Origin of the sequence: Pseudomonas sp. DCB_AW (genome assembly GCF_026240895.1) — a bacterium.
Classification (GTDB): domain Bacteria; phylum Pseudomonadota; class Gammaproteobacteria; order Pseudomonadales; family Pseudomonadaceae; genus Aquipseudomonas; species Aquipseudomonas kermanshahensis.
The window spans coordinates 19,097-37,807 of the sequence record NZ_JAPFCE010000021.1 but is presented as its reverse complement, the minus strand read 5'-3'; the positions used below and the strand labels follow the sequence as shown (position 1 = coordinate 37,807).

Annotated in this window: 13 protein-coding genes; 7 read left to right on the top strand and 6 right to left on the bottom strand. The window is 54.9% G+C overall.

Features of this window, described 5'->3' with window-relative positions; genetic code table 11:
* Positions 1–14: 14 nt before the first annotated feature.
* From gabT to OO306_RS14000, 6 genes are all read right to left on the bottom strand, one after another.
* Positions 15–1,298 carry a 4-aminobutyrate--2-oxoglutarate transaminase gene (gene gabT / locus OO306_RS14025; RefSeq protein ID WP_099429039.1) on the bottom strand — a complete coding sequence of 428 codons (1,284 nt, stop codon included), beginning with the start codon at positions 1,296–1,298 and terminating at the stop codon, positions 15–17.
* A gap of 576 nt (positions 1,299–1,874) precedes the next feature.
* Positions 1,875–3,299: a GABA permease gene (gene gabP / locus OO306_RS14020; RefSeq protein ID WP_265969086.1), complete on the bottom strand. Its 1,425-nt coding sequence runs from the start codon at positions 3,297–3,299 to the stop codon at positions 1,875–1,877.
* A gap of 203 nt (positions 3,300–3,502) precedes the next feature.
* Positions 3,503–4,075 carry a hypothetical protein gene (locus OO306_RS14015; RefSeq protein WP_265969085.1) on the bottom strand — a complete coding sequence of 191 codons (573 nt, stop codon included), beginning with the start codon at positions 4,073–4,075 and terminating at the stop codon, positions 3,503–3,505.
* A 6-nt stretch (positions 4,076–4,081) separates the two neighbouring features.
* Positions 4,082–5,644, bottom strand: coding sequence for a PucR family transcriptional regulator (locus OO306_RS14010; RefSeq protein WP_265969084.1), 1,563 nt, complete (start codon positions 5,642–5,644; stop codon positions 4,082–4,084).
* Positions 5,645–5,750: 106 nt separating this feature from the next.
* Positions 5,751–8,657: an FAD-binding and (Fe-S)-binding domain-containing protein gene (locus tag OO306_RS14005; RefSeq protein ID WP_265969112.1), complete on the bottom strand. Its 2,907-nt coding sequence runs from the start codon at positions 8,655–8,657 to the stop codon at positions 5,751–5,753.
* Between the two features lie 243 nt (positions 8,658–8,900).
* Positions 8,901–10,145, bottom strand: a complete 1,245-nt coding sequence (locus OO306_RS14000) for an MFS transporter (protein WP_265969111.1) — start codon at positions 10,143–10,145, stop codon at positions 8,901–8,903.
* Between the two features lie 515 nt (positions 10,146–10,660).
* Between OO306_RS14000 and OO306_RS13995 the strand changes: the two genes are divergently transcribed.
* The 7 genes from OO306_RS13995 (at position 10,661) to OO306_RS13965 (ending at position 18,678) form a co-directional block, all read left to right on the top strand.
* On the top strand, positions 10,661–12,262 hold the full coding sequence (locus tag OO306_RS13995; protein ID WP_265969083.1) for an amidohydrolase family protein: 1,602 nt from the start codon (positions 10,661–10,663) through the stop codon (positions 12,260–12,262).
* 9 nt (positions 12,263–12,271) lie between these two features.
* Positions 12,272–13,252 (top strand): GTP-binding protein, encoded by a 981-nt coding sequence (locus OO306_RS13990; RefSeq protein ID WP_265969082.1) that lies wholly within the window; start codon positions 12,272–12,274, stop codon positions 13,250–13,252.
* A gap of 465 nt (positions 13,253–13,717) precedes the next feature.
* Entirely contained in the window at positions 13,718–14,833 is a 1,116-nt protein-coding gene (locus tag OO306_RS13985; RefSeq protein WP_063427181.1) for a branched-chain amino acid ABC transporter substrate-binding protein, read from the top strand.
* 60 nt (positions 14,834–14,893) lie between these two features.
* Positions 14,894–15,811: a branched-chain amino acid ABC transporter permease LivH gene (locus tag OO306_RS13980; RefSeq protein WP_099430890.1), complete on the top strand. Its 918-nt coding sequence runs from the start codon at positions 14,894–14,896 to the stop codon at positions 15,809–15,811.
* 4 nt (positions 15,812–15,815) lie between these two features.
* Positions 15,816–17,096, top strand: a complete 1,281-nt coding sequence (livM, locus tag OO306_RS13975; protein WP_265969081.1) for a high-affinity branched-chain amino acid ABC transporter permease LivM — start codon at positions 15,816–15,818, stop codon at positions 17,094–17,096.
* Positions 17,093–17,965 carry an ABC transporter ATP-binding protein gene (locus tag OO306_RS13970; RefSeq protein WP_063427185.1) on the top strand — a complete coding sequence of 291 codons (873 nt, stop codon included), beginning with the start codon at positions 17,093–17,095 and terminating at the stop codon, positions 17,963–17,965. The genes livM and OO306_RS13970 overlap by 4 nt, the downstream gene beginning before the upstream one ends.
* Positions 17,962–18,678: an ABC transporter ATP-binding protein gene (locus tag OO306_RS13965; RefSeq protein WP_063427187.1), complete on the top strand. Its 717-nt coding sequence runs from the start codon at positions 17,962–17,964 to the stop codon at positions 18,676–18,678. Before OO306_RS13970 ends, OO306_RS13965 begins: the two co-directional genes overlap by 4 nt.
* Positions 18,679–18,711 lie beyond the last annotated feature (33 nt).

Here is an 18,711-nt window from a genome sequence, read left to right as displayed (position 1 = left end):
ATAGACCGTCAGGCTCAGGCCTTGGCGGCAACCAGCGCACGCTCGAACATACCCAGCGCCTCAGCAACATCCTGCTCGGAAATCACCAGAGGGCAGATGAAGCGAACGACGTTACGGTAAACGCCACACTTGATGACCAGCAGACCTTCTTCACGGGCAGCATCAATCACGCGCTGGGCAGTGGCGGCATCGGGCTCTTTGGTATCGCGATCGGTAACGAACTCTACGGCGGCCATGGCGCCGGTGGCACGTACGTGACCAATGCCCTTGAAACGACCTTCCAGAGGCTTGAAGCCTTCCAGGAGCTGCGCACCAATGGCACGGCTGCGCTCGGTCAGGTTCTCGGACTCGAAAATCTTGATGACTTCCAGTGCTGCTGCGCAGCCCAGCGGGTTACCGCCGTAGGTACCACCCAGACCACCAGGCAGAGGTGCGTCCATGATCGCGGCACGACCTACAACACCCGAAATTGGCAAACCACCGGCCAGGCTCTTGGCAACAGTTACCAGGTCGGGCTGGATGCCCGAGTGCTCGAAGCCAAACATTTTGCCAGTACGACCGAAGCCGGTCTGGATCTCGTCGCAGATCAGAACGATGCCCAGCTCTTCGGTTTTCTTGCGCAGAGCACGCATGAATTCAACCGGTGCTTGAATGAAACCGCCGTCACCCTGAACAGGCTCAATGATGATTGCCGCCACGCGGTCGGCAGCAATCTGCGTGTCGAAGACTTCTTGCAAGGCGGCAAGCGCTTTCTCGGTGGTCACGCCACGGTACTCGTTCGGGTACGGGGTGTGGTAAATATCCGGGGCGTATGGGCCGAAATTCTGGCGATAAGGTTGGCTCATGCCAGTCAGGGTCATACCCATCAAGGTACGCCCGTGGAAACCGCCACGGAATGCGATCACCCCCGGACGATTGGTGTAACCACGCGCGATCTTGATGGCGTTCTCAACGGCTTCAGCACCGGTAGTCAGGAACACCGACTTGTAGTGCTCCGGGCCGCCCACCAGGTTGTTCAGCTTCGCAGCGAGGTCGGTGTACTGGTCGTAAGCTGCCACCTGGAAGCAGATGTGCGAGAAGGTATCCAACTGCTTACGTACCGCTTCGACTACGCGTGGATGGTTGTGACCGACGTTCAGCACGCCGATACCACCTACGAAGTCCAAGTATTTCTTACCTTGGTCATCCCAAAGGTAAGCACCTGCAGCGCGGCTCACAGTGATCGGGTGAGCAACCGCAATACCGTTTGATACGTGTTGTGCGCGAGGCGATACAGACAGTTTTTGTTGAGAAGACATGGCATTCACCTTTGTGTGTCAGTTTGGAAATGCTACCCATACCCACACCCTCGAACTACGCACTTCAAACAGGAATAAACCGCAAGAAAATACTTCCTGAAATAGGATCCCACCTGAGCCCGCAGTCTGCCGGATTAAGCGTCGGAAGGCATAAACGCTTGGCGAGCTCACCAATCCGCGCATTCGTGGGCGATCCTGGTCGTTCAAGCCTTATCAGGAGGTCTGCACCTTACCGACCGCAACCAGGTGGAGAATGCAATACGGCAAAGGGCACCGGCGGTAAATCGGCTACGAGACATAAAGCGCACCGGGGATGCCGTAAGGCAGCGAGAGTCGCCAATACAACGTCGGCGCGCTGCGCCACACTGACTTTGGGCAATAGCGATACCGCATAGCTCAGAGCGGATAAGTGCACTGTAATCGCTCAAACTCGACTAGCGCGGCGGTCATATCATGACGGCGCTCCGCATCCTGCACATAGATGTCGGGCCACAGCGGTGCCGTAAGCACCGGAATGAGAAAAGGGGTGACTACCTTAGGTATCACCCCCGCATCGAATAAGCTTCGACAATCGAACTACTGATCGACTACTGCCCTTCGAGACCAAGAGGCTGCCTTGGAACGACGCTTGGTGTACAGCCCAGTGGCAACGATCCCGGCTGCGAGCACTGCAGTAGCAGCCACCTCACCCGTGTGCTTTGGCAGCGTCAACATCAGAGCCAGCGCGCCGGTGATGAAAATGATCACCAGCCAGGTCAACCATGGATAGAGCCACATTTTGAAGTCGAGCTTCTGCCCACTGGCGATCAACTGCTTACGCATACGCAACTGCGAAACAGCGATGACAAGATAAACCAGGAGCGCTACCGCACCCGAGGTTGCAAGCAGGAAGGCAAAGACCTTCTCGGGTGCGAAGTAATTGATTGCAGTTGTGAGGAAGCCGATCGCAGTACTGGCCAACACGGCCTTGAGGGGCACATTGGAAGCTGTGGTTTTTTTCAATCCCTGCGGGGCATCACCCCGCTTAGCCAACGCAAAGAGCATGCGAGAAGCGGTGTAGATTGCCGAGTTAAGGCAGCTCGCTACGGCTACAAGCACTACGATATCAACGATGAGCTTTGCGTAAGGAATCTGCAGCAGCTCCAAGGCCCGCTGGTATGAACCCACGACCGATAGCTGAGCGTCATTCCATGGAACGATGGAGACGACCATGAAGATGGATACGACGTAGAAAATGCCGATCCGCCAGATAACCGAGTTGGTGGCCCGAGCGATCTGCTGCGAGGGGTTCTTGGATTCTGCTGCTGCAATGGTGACGATCTCAGTGCCCATGAAGCTGAACATGGTAGTCAGCAATGCCCCGAGAACCGGGCCATAGCCATTTGGAGCGAAACCACCATTCGCGTTCATGGTCGCGATGAAACCATCAACCTCCCGACCTGGCAGACCACCTACCAGAGCGACGGCAGCCAGGACGATGAACGCCATGATGGCTACAACCTTTGACAACGCAAACCAGAATTCGAACTCTCCGTACTTGGCCACACTGAACAGGTTTGAGATTGTAAGCAGGGCTGTGATCGCCAAGGCAAATGCCCACGTTTCAATACCTGGGAACCACGAGTTTAGAATAGCGGCTGCCGCAATGGCCTCAAGCGGGATGACAAGCACCCAGAACCACCAGTAAAGCCAGCCTATGGAGAAGCCAGCCCATGGGCCGATGGCTCTGTTAGCGTAGGTGGAAAACGAACCGGTATCAGGCGAAGCGACAGCCATCTCCCCTAGCATGCGCATGACCAATACGACGAGCGTACCGGCGGCCATGTAGGAAAGGATGACAGCTGGGCCGGCTGCAGCAATTGCATGGCCAGAGCCGACAAAAAGACCAGCACCGATGACACCTGCAATGGAGAGCATCGTGACGTGGCGCTGTTTCAACCCTGTGGCGAGGTTCGAACCATCAGCATTCGCTGAATGGGTCGTCTGGGGAGCATGGGACATCAATTCAAGCCTCGAGTTATTATTAGGCAGGCAAACATTCATGTAACTGACTAATCGGCTGTAGCGCGACCGGCAGGCCCTATCCATGGGTCTTAACGGTCGTCATTGAACCGGATGAGCCGAGCACCGAACTACCTACTCAAGGAACAAATTGAAGAGATTTTTTTCCTCCCCCTCTATCAGGCTACCTACTTTACCGGGCCTTAGACTGCCACCTTGGAACGGGATCCACTCCCCCTCACATCCAACAGGTTTACCAGGAAAGCATCCAATAACGAGCTCCCAACCCCCCTCCCTGCAGCGCTAAGCCCCACCACCGGGATGACACTCATATCGATCAGTTCGGTAAGAACACCCTCCAGCTGCTGTGCCCTGTGTTTATTGTGAAAGACCACCGCGTCCACCAGCACTTGAGCCGACAGCTCATTGCAGCCATCGAAGCATTTTTTCCATTCAGCCATCAGCTTTGTCTGCGATACCACCATGGCTGCATACCCGGTTCGATAGACCTGGTTGCCAGGGAAATCATTTCTCGTTGTAGGAGGTTCACCGATCGCCACCACGACGCGATGTCCCGCCAGCTTCAGACCGATTGCATTTCGGGCTAGATCCTCAAGCTCGTGCTCAATCACTTTACCCATGGGATCAATAAGAGTGCTTTCCGATTGAGAAACCAGATGCAACCCACATGAGGTCTTTAAAACCCGCCTTGTCACGGTAACTCTCCCCTGCGAACACAGTGCGACCGCATCATTAAAGTCGCGCCATGTGTCCAAGCAATCTCATTTTTCATCGGCTGCCAATACATACATCTGAGCAGCCACCTGCAGCTTGAATTTGTCATCTGGATTATCGAGTGAGATGTTCAGCATCGACTCGATTCGCTCGACCCGGTATCGCAGGGTGCTGATATGGATTTCCAATGCTTTGGCTGTATTGAGCAGTTGAAAGCCCTCCCTGGCCAAGGTCAGCACAGTCTCAATCAGGGCATTGCCTCGCTTAGGATTACCCAATGGCGCAATCAGCTTTTCCATCAGCAAGCGTCGAGCATCCGCATCGCCCATCAGAGCCCGAGGGAACAGAACTTCATCGAAGTCATGCAGCTTGCCCGGTTTAAGCAGTGGTACCAGTGCGAATACATCTTCTGCACCCAGAGCCATACCGGTCACGCCTTGATGCACACGACTAACAGCCATCGCACTGCCCTCGGTGCGCACTGACCTCCAAATCGTGTCTGGAGAGTTCTCTGCCGGCAGCAGAAAACTGATCTGATTCAGCGACACAGACACCAGTGGAGCAATCCCCAGCCCGCGCATCGACTGAGCAATTCGGTCAGCCGTTTTTGAGCGGCGATTGAAACCTTCCACAGAAAGCGGGATGGGTTCATTCAGCAGCACCAAGCAAACTCTGTAGTCCCTGTTTTCACCCCAACCAGATGCCTGTGCTCGCTCTATCGCACTTGGAGTGGCGGAAAACTTGCCCTCCAACAGACCTGCGACGAATGCGTAACCCAGACGGGTCTCCTGATCTGATAGCTGACGCTGGTAGGCCAGATGAAGCGCTGCAATCACCGCCGCATGTTCGAGAGCACGGGATTCCAGCTCCTCAAAAACGCCCTCGTCACTGTGCAACCAGACAACACCAACCACCTCGCCGCGTAGCCTAATGGCACCGCCTAATCGGGGCCGCCCTACACTCTCCGTCACGACTTTTGCAGTACTGAAGTCGAAGAACCCGGCCAGTGTGTCCAGCTCGGTGATTTTCTTTATGAGGGCGCGCTCCGCCACCTCGTCAACTGCGGAGTCAGACGCACCCAACACAGTCCCATCCACGGAGACGACCGTTGCATCCTTGTCTAAAGCCGATTTCAACGCTCTCGCCAAGCCCTCCAGGTTGTTCCCCTCAAGGGCTGCCTCAGTCAGCGTCCGGTGAATATGGTCTGAGCGGCGAATGGTCTCGGCCTGGATATTGATGATACGTGCCAACACATCGTGCATGATTTCGCTGAACTGAATGTCCCACGGCAACTCAAGCAGCGGTAGGTCACATCGGTTCGCTTCATCAATAGCTGCCTGTGTGAAATGCTCACGGAAATGCGGGACAGCCAGTACTACGCCAGCCAAACCGATTTCGGCCAGCCTCTGCACCATGACGCGACACTCTTCGTCGTCCACGGGCCAGTTGTAGCCCGTGGTCAACAGTAGCTCGCCAGGCTTGAGCCAATTGGTGATTTCAGGATGGTCGACGATGTGAACCCAGGTAATTTCGCGAGCCATGGCGGTTTCTCCCGCCACTACAGAGGCCTCGCGTAGCACTGTGTTTTCTATCGCTGCGTCGAGTTTCATGACCTACCTATCTCACTCAAAAAAATACATACGACTGCATTCGAGGGCTGCCTAGGTGTAACGGCCACAGCAGCCTAACGCTTTGAGAATGCAGCCCCTGGCGCATCTAGCCCAGAATTTTTGCGAGGTATTCCGCCAAATGCATTGCCTCCCTGCCGCTCACATTTCGAATCTGCCCTCGACAGCTGAAGCCATCCGCAACTACCGCTGCCTCCTGCGGAATCTTGTCGATGTGAGGCTTGAACTCATTCTCACCGATGATCTTCGCAATCGGAGCAGTTTTGCTGTGGTACGCGTACGCACCTGCAACGCCACAACAGCCAGCGGCGATGACCTGCCCCTTGCCACCCAGCTTCTCCAGAACGCCCTGCTCTCCCCCCATTCCACCACAGGATTTCTGATGGCAATGACCGTGAATACGCACATCCTCGTTGATGGAAGGTAGCGCCAGAGCTCGGCTCTTGATGAACTCGCTCAAGGTCATGATCGACTTCTCAAGCTGCTTGGCACGCTGATCATTCGGGAAAAGGCCTGGCATCTCATCCCGGAACACAGACAGACAGCTTGGCTCCAGTACGATGACGGGCAGTCCGTCTTGGAGCACCGGCTCCAGCTGAGTAAGGATCTGTTCAAGATTAGATTTGGCCTCATCGATCATGCCGACATCGTAATAAGGCCGTCCGCAGCAGACGTGCCGCTTCATCAACTTCACAGTGAAGCCAAGTGCTTCGAGTACGGTTACCCCTGCTTCAAGCACCTTGGGTGTGAAGCCATTGTTAAAGCTATCTACCCACAAGAGCACATCGTTACCGGCCCTGATGCCTTCATTCTGCAGGATGCGCTTGGCGGTGGCGGTGCTTCGGAAGCTTTTGGAAGCGATCTTTGGAAACTTGGCTTGCCGTGCCAACCCGAAATAGGCTCCAGCCGTGCGCACCAACGGATTGCCCATAGCGTAGTTGAGGACAGGCGAGAGCTTGGTCGCATGAGGCAACCACTCACCAATACGCCCGATCATAGCGTCCATCACAGGGCGGCGTTTTTCGCTGTAATAACGGCTGAGGAATTCCGTCTTGTACCTGGCAATGTTCACATTGGTTGGGCAGTCCGTTTTACAGCCCTTGCAGCTAAGGCAAAGATCGAGGGAGTCTTTTACCTCCTCGTTCTGCCAGGCATCCTCAATAACCTCACCCTTCAAAAGCTCGAAGAACAAACGCGCACGGCCACGGGTGGAGTATTTCTCCTCGCGGGTTGCTCTGAAACTCGGGCACATGGTGCCGCCATCGAGGGAGCGGCACTTGCCCATCCCAATGCAGCGCTCGGTTTCACGGGCCAGGCCCTTGTCACCTAACCGTGCGTCGTAGGTAAATTGACTGGGGATTTCACGGCGCTGGTAATCCGGGCCCAACCGCAGGTTGGCATCGACAGGCATGGCATGGATGAGCTTGCCTGGGTTCATCTTGTTCAGCGGATCCCAGATGGACTTGAATTCTGCAAAGGCATTCATGATCTCGTCCGAGTACATGATGCGCAGATACTCACCCTTAGCTTGCCCATCACCATGCTCGCCAGAGAGCGATCCGCCGTACCGTACGACCAGATGCGCCGCTTCATCCAAGAACGCACGCCAGTTATCCACGCCATCCCGAGACTTCAAATCGAACGTGATACGGGAGTGAATGCACCCGTCACCAAAGTGACCGTAAAGATTTGTCTTGTAGCCATAGCTGCTGACCAGGCTCTTGAATTCTCGCAGGTATTTACCCAGGTGTTCTGGCTCAACTGCAGCATCCTCCCAACCCACAACTGGATCAGGCTCGTTCGGATCCAAGCCCAGCGAAGTAGCAGACGCGCCGGTCTCGCGTATTGTCCAAATCCGATTCATCAACCCTGAGTCGGTAACCAATCGGACACTAGGTCGCCCCGGCAAATCAGGAGCGATGTCGACTGCTTTCTGAGCAAAGGCCGTTGCCTCTTCAGTGGATAATGCACCGAACTCGATCATCAACCAGGCATTACCTGCTGGCAGTTCGGCAATGTCAGCCAGCTTCATACCGCGTACTTTCAAACCATCAATGATGCCGTCGTCCAGACCTTCCATAGCAATCGGATTCAGAGGCAGCAGCTGCGGCACTGAGTCAGCAGCGTAATAGATTTCTTCGTAACCCAGAACCACCAGTACCCGGTGAGTCGGATTCTTCACCAGAATGGTTTCGGCTTGCAGAACGGTCACACAGGTTCCTTCGACACCCACTAACGCCCGTGCAATGTTGAACCCGTTTTCAGGCAGCAACTGATCAAGGTTGTAGCCGGACACACGACGCTTGAGTTTGGGGAAGCCCTGTCGAATCTGCTCCTCGTTACGATCAACCAAATCCTTCAGCGCCCGAACGATCTCTGCCCGCCGGCCACCAGCCTCAATATGCTCCTGATAAGCCGCCTCATCAGTCGGCCCCACCCAGAAACGCTCACCGTCGTAAGTCAGCACCTCCAAACGCTCGACGTTCTCTACGGTTTTGCCCGCCATCACTGAGTGCGCACCGCAGGAGTTGTTGCCGATCATCCCGCCCAAGGTGCAACGGCTATGCGTTGCCGGATCTGGGCCGAATGTAAGGCCGACTTTCGCAGCCTCACCTTTCAACTGATCGCAAATCACCCCAGGCTCAACGCGAGCCAATCGCTTTTCAGGATTAATTTCATGGATGGCATGGAGGTACTTTGATGCGTCGATAACGACTGCCGCGTTCACGGCCTGGCCACACATGGAAGTGCCAGCACCACGCGGCAGAATGGGGATGCCGACCTCACGGCAGAGGCGAACCGTGGCCTCGATATCGGCAATGCTTCTCGGAATTACGATACCAATGGGCAACTGACGATAGTTCGAAGCCTCAGAGGCATAGATGGCGCGAGTGGCGGCATCAAATCGAACCTCAGCCGAGGTCTGCGCCTCAAGCTTTGAGCGCAGGCTCAACAGGAGGTTAAGGTCGAACGGGATAGGATTATTTTTTGTCATTTGGAAAAGCCTGGTCTCGATCAGCAGCACGGTTGCAACGAGGCGCTCTACAACGGCTGATAGAGGTAGAGCGACGGACGATAACAACTGTAAGCCGAGAGCAGACGCCGCTCTACCCACTCAAAATAGGAAGTAGCAGCGCCCTTTTCCACCCCTAAGAAGGAACGACAATTGGCGCTGAACCCATTTGACTGCATCAAAATCCCAAACCCCTGACTCACCGAGGGCCTGGGATTTTCTCGGTTATCGACGGCCCGGCTGCCTATAGCCAAACATGACACCCACCAGGCTGAATGCAGCAGCAATCATTACGTAGAAGGCAGGCGCCGTGACGGTGCCTGTTGCACTGATCAGCCAAGTCAGAATCAGCGAGGCAAATCCACCGAAAGTCATCACCGCGAGGTTGTAGGCCAGGGACAGGCCAGTGGAAAGCACTTTGGCCGGGAACGTCTCGGACAGAGCCGCCAAGATAGGGCCGGTGTAGACCGCAATCAGCACACCGAATACAGCCTGAAACACGCACAGCGTGTACAGCGATGGAGCGCTAGCGATCATGTTGAACATGGGCCAAGCCAGCAGCAGCATCGACGCGGAAGCCCCCACCAACAGATACTTGCGTCCGATCTTGTCAGAAATCCAACCGGTAATTGGTGAGCATAGGGTGATCACGCCACCCCCTACCATTGCCGCAATGAACGATGCCGACTGAGGAAGCTTGAGCACCTTCACTGAATAGGTGGGCATGTAGAATAGGATCACATAGATGCACACCGTCCACAGCACGATCATGGAGAAGCTGGCAACTGCTTGCCATGGGTAATCACGAAGCACATCGCGCAGCGGCGTCTCAGTAAGATCCGAAGACTCCTCAAAGACGGGCGACTCATGCAGATTTCGACGGATGAAGTACCCGATCGGGCCGATCAAGATGCCGAACAGGAAAGGAATCCGCCACCCCCAGCTTTCAACCTCTTCAGGACTAAGACCCAGGGTGATACCAGTACCGAAACAAGCCCCCAGCAGCACGGCAAAACCGATACTGGTTTGAATCCAACTGGAATAGTAAGCCTTCTTGCCCTCTGGCGCCTGCTCGGTGAGATAGGCAGTAGCCGCCCCCATTTCACCGCCTGCAGAAACACCCTGCAGCAGACGAGCAAAGACAATGATGCACGGCGCCAAAAGACCTGCCTGTTCGTAGGTCGGCGCCAGGCCAATCATGGCGGTGCCGACACCCATCAAAATGATGGTGAGCGACAGCGCACCCTTGCGACCATAACGATCAGAGTAGATACCAATGAGAACGCCACCTATGGGCCGGACTAAAAAACCGACACCAAAGGTCGCCGCCGATAGCATCAGTGACGTTAAGTCATCTCCGGTAGGGAAAAATAACTTCCCGATGATTATGGCGAAGAAGCCATACACCATGAAGTCAAACCACTCGAATCCATTCCCTAGAACAGTGGCGATGATGGCTTTGCGCCGCATCGCATTCGCGTCCACTGCATGACCTACATCCACGCTTACTGCACTCATTTTCAAATCCCCTTCGAGCTTTCTGTGAAAGCCGCGCCTTTTGTCGTTGTAGTAGGGTTCGATCATTGAGCGCCCGAGAACGGCTCGTTTCTACCGCACAAAAATAGGAATTCAGACTAAGAAAATCCTATTTCACACATTTCCACCTACCTCGAAATGGATTTTCCACTCAACCATTTGCACTCCAAACACTAAGAATCTGAGGCATCGCCCAGCTAGGATGATTGAAGGGCAATTGATCCAGCCGTGCATTCAAGCCGCGCCAACGGGGCAGCTGAGATAGCCCATCACGAGCCTGAGCAGCACATTCGATTCAGGCCAATTTGATTACTGCCCATCTGCCTAGGGACTGCCCAATGCCACAGTCCCAACCTGAGTGGCTCGACACCGTGCTGGCTGAGCCCTCAGCTCCAATAGCTCCAGCACAAAGCCGTTGCTGAGTGCTCACTAGAATAATGGGAGACAACGTGAAGTCGAGCGCAGATACCCCCATCGATGTAGGCGAAGAAATGGTCGCTGGCTTCGCCAAGAAAGGTCTTGGCCAAGTCAAACCCGCCACCAGCAATGAACGCGGTACCGGGCCATTCGTCCGACTGGTTCTTCGAGGCATCACAGTTATCGATGGCACCGGAGCCCCGCCCTGGGGGCCTGCCGATATCGTTATCGAAAATGGCATCATCACTGAGATCGCGGCAGTAGGCGTTCCTGGGCTTCCGATAAATCCCGCCAGGCGCCCCGCCAAAGGCACCCGTGAAATTGACTGCCATGGCAAATTCGCCACGCCAGGCTTTATCGATTGCCACGCCCATGTTGGTACGCCCTTCCACGCAGAAAGCGGAGAAATGCTCCCAGCAGATTACGTATACAAGCTCTGGCTCGCTCACGGTGTCACATCCGTGCGGGAAGCAGGCTGCATGAACGGGCTTGCCTGGACATGCGAACAGCAACGCGCAGCAGCCGATAACGCCATCGGCGCCCCGAACCTATACCCTTACGTTTACTTCCCTGCAGTGAACGACTACCTGAAGGTGATCTACAGCCCTGAGCAAGGGCGTGAGTGGCTGCGACAGGTTCGCGAGAAAGGCGCATGTGGCGTGAAGTTTTTTGGATCTCCGCCGGCCATCATGGAAGCCGCTCTGGACGAGTGCAAAAAGCTCGGCCTCAAGACTTGCTGCCATCACGCTCAGCTCTCAGTTGGGCGAATGAACGCGCTAAAAACAGCGATGTGGGGACTGACCAGCACGGAACATTCTTACGGCCTTCCCGAGGCGCTCATGGAAGGCAGCACCCTCCAGTTCATTGACGACGACTACAACTACAACGACGAATACATACGCTTCGCCACCGCCGGCAAAACGTTCCTCCAGGCAACAAAACCCGGGAGCGGCAAATGGAATGAGGTGCTTGAGGCATTCCTCGAAGCGGGCCACACCTTTGTTCCGACCATGAACGTCTACGACAGCAACCGTGACGTCATGCGCGCCCGCCGCGCCGATTGGCATGAGGAGTACACCGACGCCACGTCCTGGAACTACTTCCAACCTCAACGTGGTGGGCACGGGGCCTACTTTTTCCGCTGGTCAACCAAGAACGAGTTGGAATGGAAGGAAAGCTTCAGGATCTGGATGCAGTTTCTGAATGAGTACAAAAATCGAGGAGGCCGAGTGTGCCCTGGCAGTGACTCCGGGTTCATGTTTCAGGTTTACGGCTTCGGCTACATCCGCGAGCTCGAACTCCTGCAGGAGGCAGGCTTCACGCCGCAAGAGGTCTTGCGTGCAGCCACTATGCAGGGCGCTGAACTACTGGGTATTGAGCACAAAACCGGTACGCTGGAGGTCGGCAAAGAAGCCGATATTCTCATTCACAATCAAAATCCCATGGCCGACTTCAAGCTTCTCTACGGGACTGGCGCCGTCCGGCTTAATGACGACACCAATGTGGCCGAGCGCAAACGTTGCCTTGATTACACAATCAAGGGCGGCGTCATTTTTGATACCGAGGAACTGCTCGCCGATGTGAGAGAAATGGTTGGTGAAACCTGGAGCAGCGACCACAGGTCAAGCATTTAGGAGGCACACATGATTCCTCCTTCCAAGGGCATCGATTTCTTCATTTTGACCGGGCCGCTGGGCAGCGGCAAAACCACCTTGCTGGAGCACCTCCTCTACACGTTAGAGGACAGCACCGGAACGGCGGTGATCGTCAATGACGCAGGGGCCGTCAACATTGACGGCGCTGTGCTCATGGATTCGGCTGATGGGATGGTGATCGAAACACTGAGCAATGGCTGCGTCTGTTGCAGTCTTGGCAATGACCTGGTTAGCACAGTGCTAAGCCTGATCGAAACCAGAGCCCGAATGAATTTGCCTCCATTCGAGCGGATCATCTTGGAGTGCAGCGGGCTCTCAATGCCAGGCGAAGTAGTGCGCACCATGACGGGCCTTGCTCATCTACAAATGGCCGTGTCGATCATTTGCACGTACGACTGCGCCAGGCCTCCGCTACGACAGACGCAGATTGATGCAGTAGCAGCGCAGCTAAGCGCAGCGCACACGGTAGTGCTGACAAAGATTGATGAAGTTGTTGAGCAAGCGTTGATCGATGCTCGCGCCACCGTCCAGCGCATCAACCCCTTCGCAGTAATTATCGAGCAGGAATCTCCATCTGTGCGCAGTCAAAGGGCATTCCTGACTTCCTCACAGCGCCCCCCGGATACCGCACGCCCCCAACTTAAGCTGGTACTCGCTGCCGCCCATCCTCGTATTCATGTCTACCAAGCCCTGCTGACCGACCCAGACCCAGGTGACGCCATTGATTGGCTAGAAAACATCACGGGCTACCTAGGGGAAAAGCTCCTGCGATGCAAAACGCTCATCTGCGCTCCTGAGCGTGATCTGCTGATGCAGACTGTTGGCACAGCTTTCTCGGCTCCACGCGTGCTGCAAAAACAGCACGGTGAACGATCTGTCGCCATCTTCATCACCCAAGACTGCGATTTACTTGAGCTCAAGCAGATTCCCAGTGCATTCGCCGTCACCTGGTTAGACGAAGCCAAATAGCTCTGAATGACTCCCTGGATCGGATCAGGGAGTCAAATTTCGCGACCACCTTACCCATCTGCAACCAATTCCTCTGTGCCGAACTCGCTGAGCCTAATCCTCCTACCACGGAGTGGAATCTGGGCTTTTAAAACTCTATCCGAGGTAGATAGCAGCACAGTTCGATCGTCGTTAGCATTCAAAAAAGTGAGCGATAAATGATCAGCTACAAAGCCGAGCTGATTGCGCGAAATTTCTCGCAACACTACCAAAACAGGAATTTCCAATCTAAAAACCACACAGGAGCAATTAAAAAAACACCAAGAAAAGATGCCCAATAGCACACAAGAATAATAATACCAAAAAGATCCAAATCTAAAACCTCAAACTGCCAAAGCCGACACTGGGCCGGCCAGTGAGAATCGTCATTGATACCTCTCACGCTGCCCGAATGAGCATCAAAGCAAATAATAAAGAGGCAAGAGCATGAAAACGATCTTCAAGGCATCAGTTGCACTCCCCGCCGCCATTTCCATGGCCCTTTCCATGACCGCCATGGCCGATATCAAAATTGGTGTCGGAGCCCCACTGACTGGCCCCAATGCTGCCTTCGGCGAGCAGATATGGCGAGGCGCAGAACAAGCAGCCAAAGACATCAACGCCAAGGGCGGCATCAACGGTCAGCAGATCGCCCTGGTCAAAGGCGATGACGCATGTGAACCCAAGCAAGCAGTCGCTGCAGCCAACCAAATGGTTGATAGCGCCAAAGTAGTTGCAGTCATTGGTCACTACTGCTCTTCCTCCACAATTCCAGCCTCGGAAATCTACGACGAAGCACAGATCGTCTCCATTACCCCCGCATCCTCAGCACCAAGCATCACCGAGCGAGGGTTGGTTGGTGTCTTCCGCATGGCCGGTCGCGATGATCAACAAGGACAAGTCGCCGCTGACTACATCGCAAAGAACCTCAAAGCCAAAACCGTAGCGGTCATTCACGATAAGGATACTTTCGGCCAAGGCGTAGCAGACACCACTAAGGCTGCACTCAAGGCTGAAGGCGTCGAGACAGTGCTTTATGAAGGTCTGACGCGGGGTGAGAAGGACTTCAACGCAGTCGTCACCAAAATCCGCTCGTCGAAGGCCGAAGTGGTGTACTTCGGCGGCTGCCACCCAGAGGCGGGCCCCTTGGTACGGCAGATGCGCGAACAAGGTCTCACCATTCCCTTCGTGACCACCGACTGCACGGTAACCGATCAACTGGTCACCACCGCTGGCGGCAAGAAGTACACCGATGGCGTGCTGATGACCTTCTACCCAGATCCACGCAATCTGGAAACAGGTAAAGCTGTCGTTAAGGAATTTAGAGACACTGGGTATGAACCGGAGAGCTACACACTTTTCTCCTATGCATCCTTGCAGGCGCTTGCCGCCGCTTTCAGCGCGACCGGCACTACAGATGGCAACAAGGCAAGTGAATGGCTGAAAAGCCACTCAGTCGATACTGTTCTGGGCACCAAGAGCTGGAACGAAAAAGGCGACCTCAAAGAGTCTCCCTATGTAATGTACAAATGGGACGCAGACGGAAAGTTCGGACAGCTCTAACTTTTCCTTTGCAGCGTGCAGATTGAATCCAGTCTGCACCCCTTCTGCCCGTTTGGGGAAATTCTCGTGGATACATTTATTCAACAGCTAGTCAATGGACTAACGCTGGGCTCGGTGTATGGCCTCATAGCGATCGGCTACACCATGGTGTATGGCATCATCGGCATGATCAACTTCGCCCATGGCGAAGTTTATATGATCTCCGCCTACCTGGCCGCGATCTCGATAGCCGTACTGAGTTTCTGGGGCGTTGATTCGTTCCCACTTATCATTCTTGGTACCTTGATCTTCACAATCGTCGTAACCGGGGTTTACGGCCTGGCAATCGAGCGGGTTGCCTACAAACCATTGCGTAACTCTACGCGCTTGGCTCCTCTGATCTCGGCCATCGGCATATCACTCGTTTTACAAAATTACGTACAGATCAGCCAGGGCGCTCGACAGCAGGGTATCCCGACACTACTGGAGGGCACGCTTCGCATCTCGGTGGGTGATGGCTTCGTCATGATCACGCATACCAAGCTGTTCATCTTGGCTGCGGCCATCATCGGCATGCTTGCACTGACATTCATGATCAAAAGTACCCGCCTGGGCCGGATGTGTCGGGCGACTCAGCAAGACCGAAAGATGTCGCAAATTCTTGGCATCAACACTGACCGAATCATCTCCTATGTGTTCGTCATAGGCGCCTCGATGGGTGCGTTGGCGGGCGTGCTTATCACACTCAACTACGGAACCTTCGATTTCTATGCAGGGTTCATCATCGGGATCAAAGCCTTTACAGCTGCTGTCCTCGGCGGCATCGGGTCACTCCCGGGCGCAATGCTGGGCGGCCTGATCCTTGGCGTGTCCGAAGCTCAGTTCTCTGGGATGGTGAACGCTGACTACAAAGACGTCTTCAGCTTCTCCCTTCTCGTACTGATCCTCATCTTCCGGCCCCAAGGCCTCCTTGGCCGACCTCAAGTAACCAAGGTATGAAGTCATGAGCGATAAAATGAAAAGTATCAATCTCAAGAAAGTCTTGATCGATACCGTGATGGCCGGGCTGATCGCTCTGATCGTGTTTGGGCCCATCGTCGGTGTGGTTTTGCAGGGTTACGATTTCACCCCGCGATTTGACCGTGTTGGCTGGATCGTTGGGACAGTGATGGCTGGCCGATTCGTGCTGAGCTTGTTTCTGCAGACTGCCAGCGGCCATAAACTCATGGAGCGCTTCGACCGAGCAGGCGGTGGCGTTGGAGTAAAGCCGCCGGGACACGCATCGATCATGCGCTGGGTTCTCCCTGTGCTGATTTTGATGGCGCTCGTGCTGCCGTTTTACGCCAACAAGTATCTGCTGACAGTTGTGATCCTGGGCCTGATCTACGTCTTGCTCGGGCTAGGCCTCAACATCGTCGTGGGGCTGGCAGGACTGCTCGACCTCGGCTTTGTCGGATTCTATGCGATTGGTGCCTACGGGTTGACCTTAGGATACGAATATCTTGGTCTGGGCTTCTGGAGCATGCTGCCGCTGGCCGCCCTGCTCGCTGCTTTTGCAGGGATGCTTCTCGGATTCCCGGTGCTGAGGATGCATGGCGACTACTTGGCGATCGTCACCCTGGGCTTCGGTGAAATCATCAGGCTTGTTCTCACCAACTGGGTTTCGTTCACCAACGGCCCCAATGGGATGACGGCACCGTCCCCCACATTCTTCGGTCTCGAATTCGCTCGCCGCGCCAAGGATGGTGGCGTTCCGTATCACGAGTTTTTCGGAATCACCTACAACTCGAACATGAAGTTTATCTTCATCTACACCGTCCTGTTGTTGATCGTTCTCGCAGTGCTGTACATCAAGCATCGCTTGACCCGTATGCCAGTCGGGCGCGCATGGGAAGCGCTGCGAGAGGACGAAATTGCTTGCCGTTCGATGGGCCTCAACCATGTTTTGGTGAAGCTTTCCGCGTTCATGATTGGCGCATCAACTGCCGGGATAGCGGGCGTATTTTTCGCAACTTATCAAGGCTTTGTGAACCCGACCTCGTTCACCTTCTTCGAGTCGGCACTGATTCTCGCCATCGTGGTACTTGGAGGCATGGGATCAACCGTCGGAGTGGTAATTGCAGCATTTGTCCTGACGATTGCGCCGGAGCTTTTGCGTAGCTTCGCCGACTACCGTGTGCTGATGTTCGGCATCCTGATGGTGCTAATGATGATCTGGCGTCCGCGCGGGCTGATTCGCATTAATCGAATTGGCATCGCCCCGCGCAAAGGAGTAGCTCCATGAAAGACAATATCCTCACCGTGGACAGCCTCATGATGCACTTTGGGGGCATCAAAGCACTCAACGATGTCAATTTCTCAATCAAGCGGCATTCGATCTCAGCGTTGATAGGCCCCAACGGCGCCGGCAAGACCACCGTGTTCAATTGCCTGACGGGATTCTACTCAGCCACTGGCGGCAAGATCCTGCTCAATGCACAAGGTAAACAGACGGACGTCATCCAAGTGTTGGGTGAACCCTTCAAAGCTCAGGACTTCATCAAGCCTGGACAGTTCGGGTCACGGCTCTGGTACAAGATGTTCGGCGGAACGCATCTGGTTAACCGCGCAGGACTTGCGCGTACCTTTCAAAACATCCGTCTATTCAAGGAAATGACTGTCCTGGAAAACCTGCTGGTCGCTCAGCACATGCTGGCTCAACGCAACCTGCTGACTGGCATCCTGAACACCCCCGCTTATCGAAAAACAGAGAGCAAGCTACTCGATACGGCCTTCTACTGGTTGGAAGTAGTCGACCTGGTCGAGCACTGCAACAGACTGGCAGGTGAGCTCTCTTATGGCCAGCAGCGACGCTTGGAGATCGCCCGAGCGATGTGTACCGGCCCGGAGCTGATATGCCTTGACGAACCCGCTGCCGGCCTCAATCCTGCCGAGACAATTGCTCTGAGCGCTATCATCCGCAAGCTTCGGGATGATCATCAGCTGACCGTACTGTTGATTGAGCATGACATGGGTATGGTCATGAGCATTTCTGATCACGTTATCGTGCTGGATCATGGCCTGGTCATCGCTCAAGGCGCACCAAGCGCGATCAAAGATGACCAGAAGGTAATCGCTGCTTACCTCGGTGCAGAAGAAGAGGAAGTAGCATGAGCACACCCATTCTCGCGTTCAAAGACGTCGACGTTCACTATGGCCCTATCCAGGCTCTGCGAAAGGTGAACCTCCACATCAACACCGGAGAAACTGTAAGCCTGATCGGGGCTAACGGAGCGGGCAAGTCGACGCTGTTAATGTCGATATTTGGACAGCCACGAGCCACTAGCGGGCAGATCCTCTATCAAGGGCAGGACATCACGCGCAAGAGCACCCACTTCGTGGCGTCTAACGGTATCGCTCAGTCGCCCGAGGGACGGCGCGTCTTTCCGGACATGACAGTCGAAGAAAATCTTCTTATGGGTACCATTCCTGTCGGCATGAGTCACGCCGAGGAGGATCGAGAGCAGATGTTCAATCTTTTCCCTCGCCTCAGGGAGCGGCGCAATCAACGAGCAATGACAATGTCGGGTGGCGAGCAGCAAATGCTTGCCATTGCCAGAGCACTCATGAGCCGACCCAAACTCCTGCTACTGGACGAGCCCTCACTCGGACTGGCACCTATCGTAGTGAAGCAAATCTTTGCAACTCTAAGAGAGCTCGCGAAGTCAGGCATGACCATCTTCCTGGTGGAGCAAAACGCCAACCATGCCCTGCGCCTAAGTGACAGGGCTTATGTCATGGTGACCGGCGAAATCAGGATGACAGGGACTGGCGAGGAACTGCTCGGCAACCAAGAGGTGCGCGAGGCGTATCTGGGCGGACACTAGATGAAGAGAGGGAGGCTCCTCACACGCCTCCCT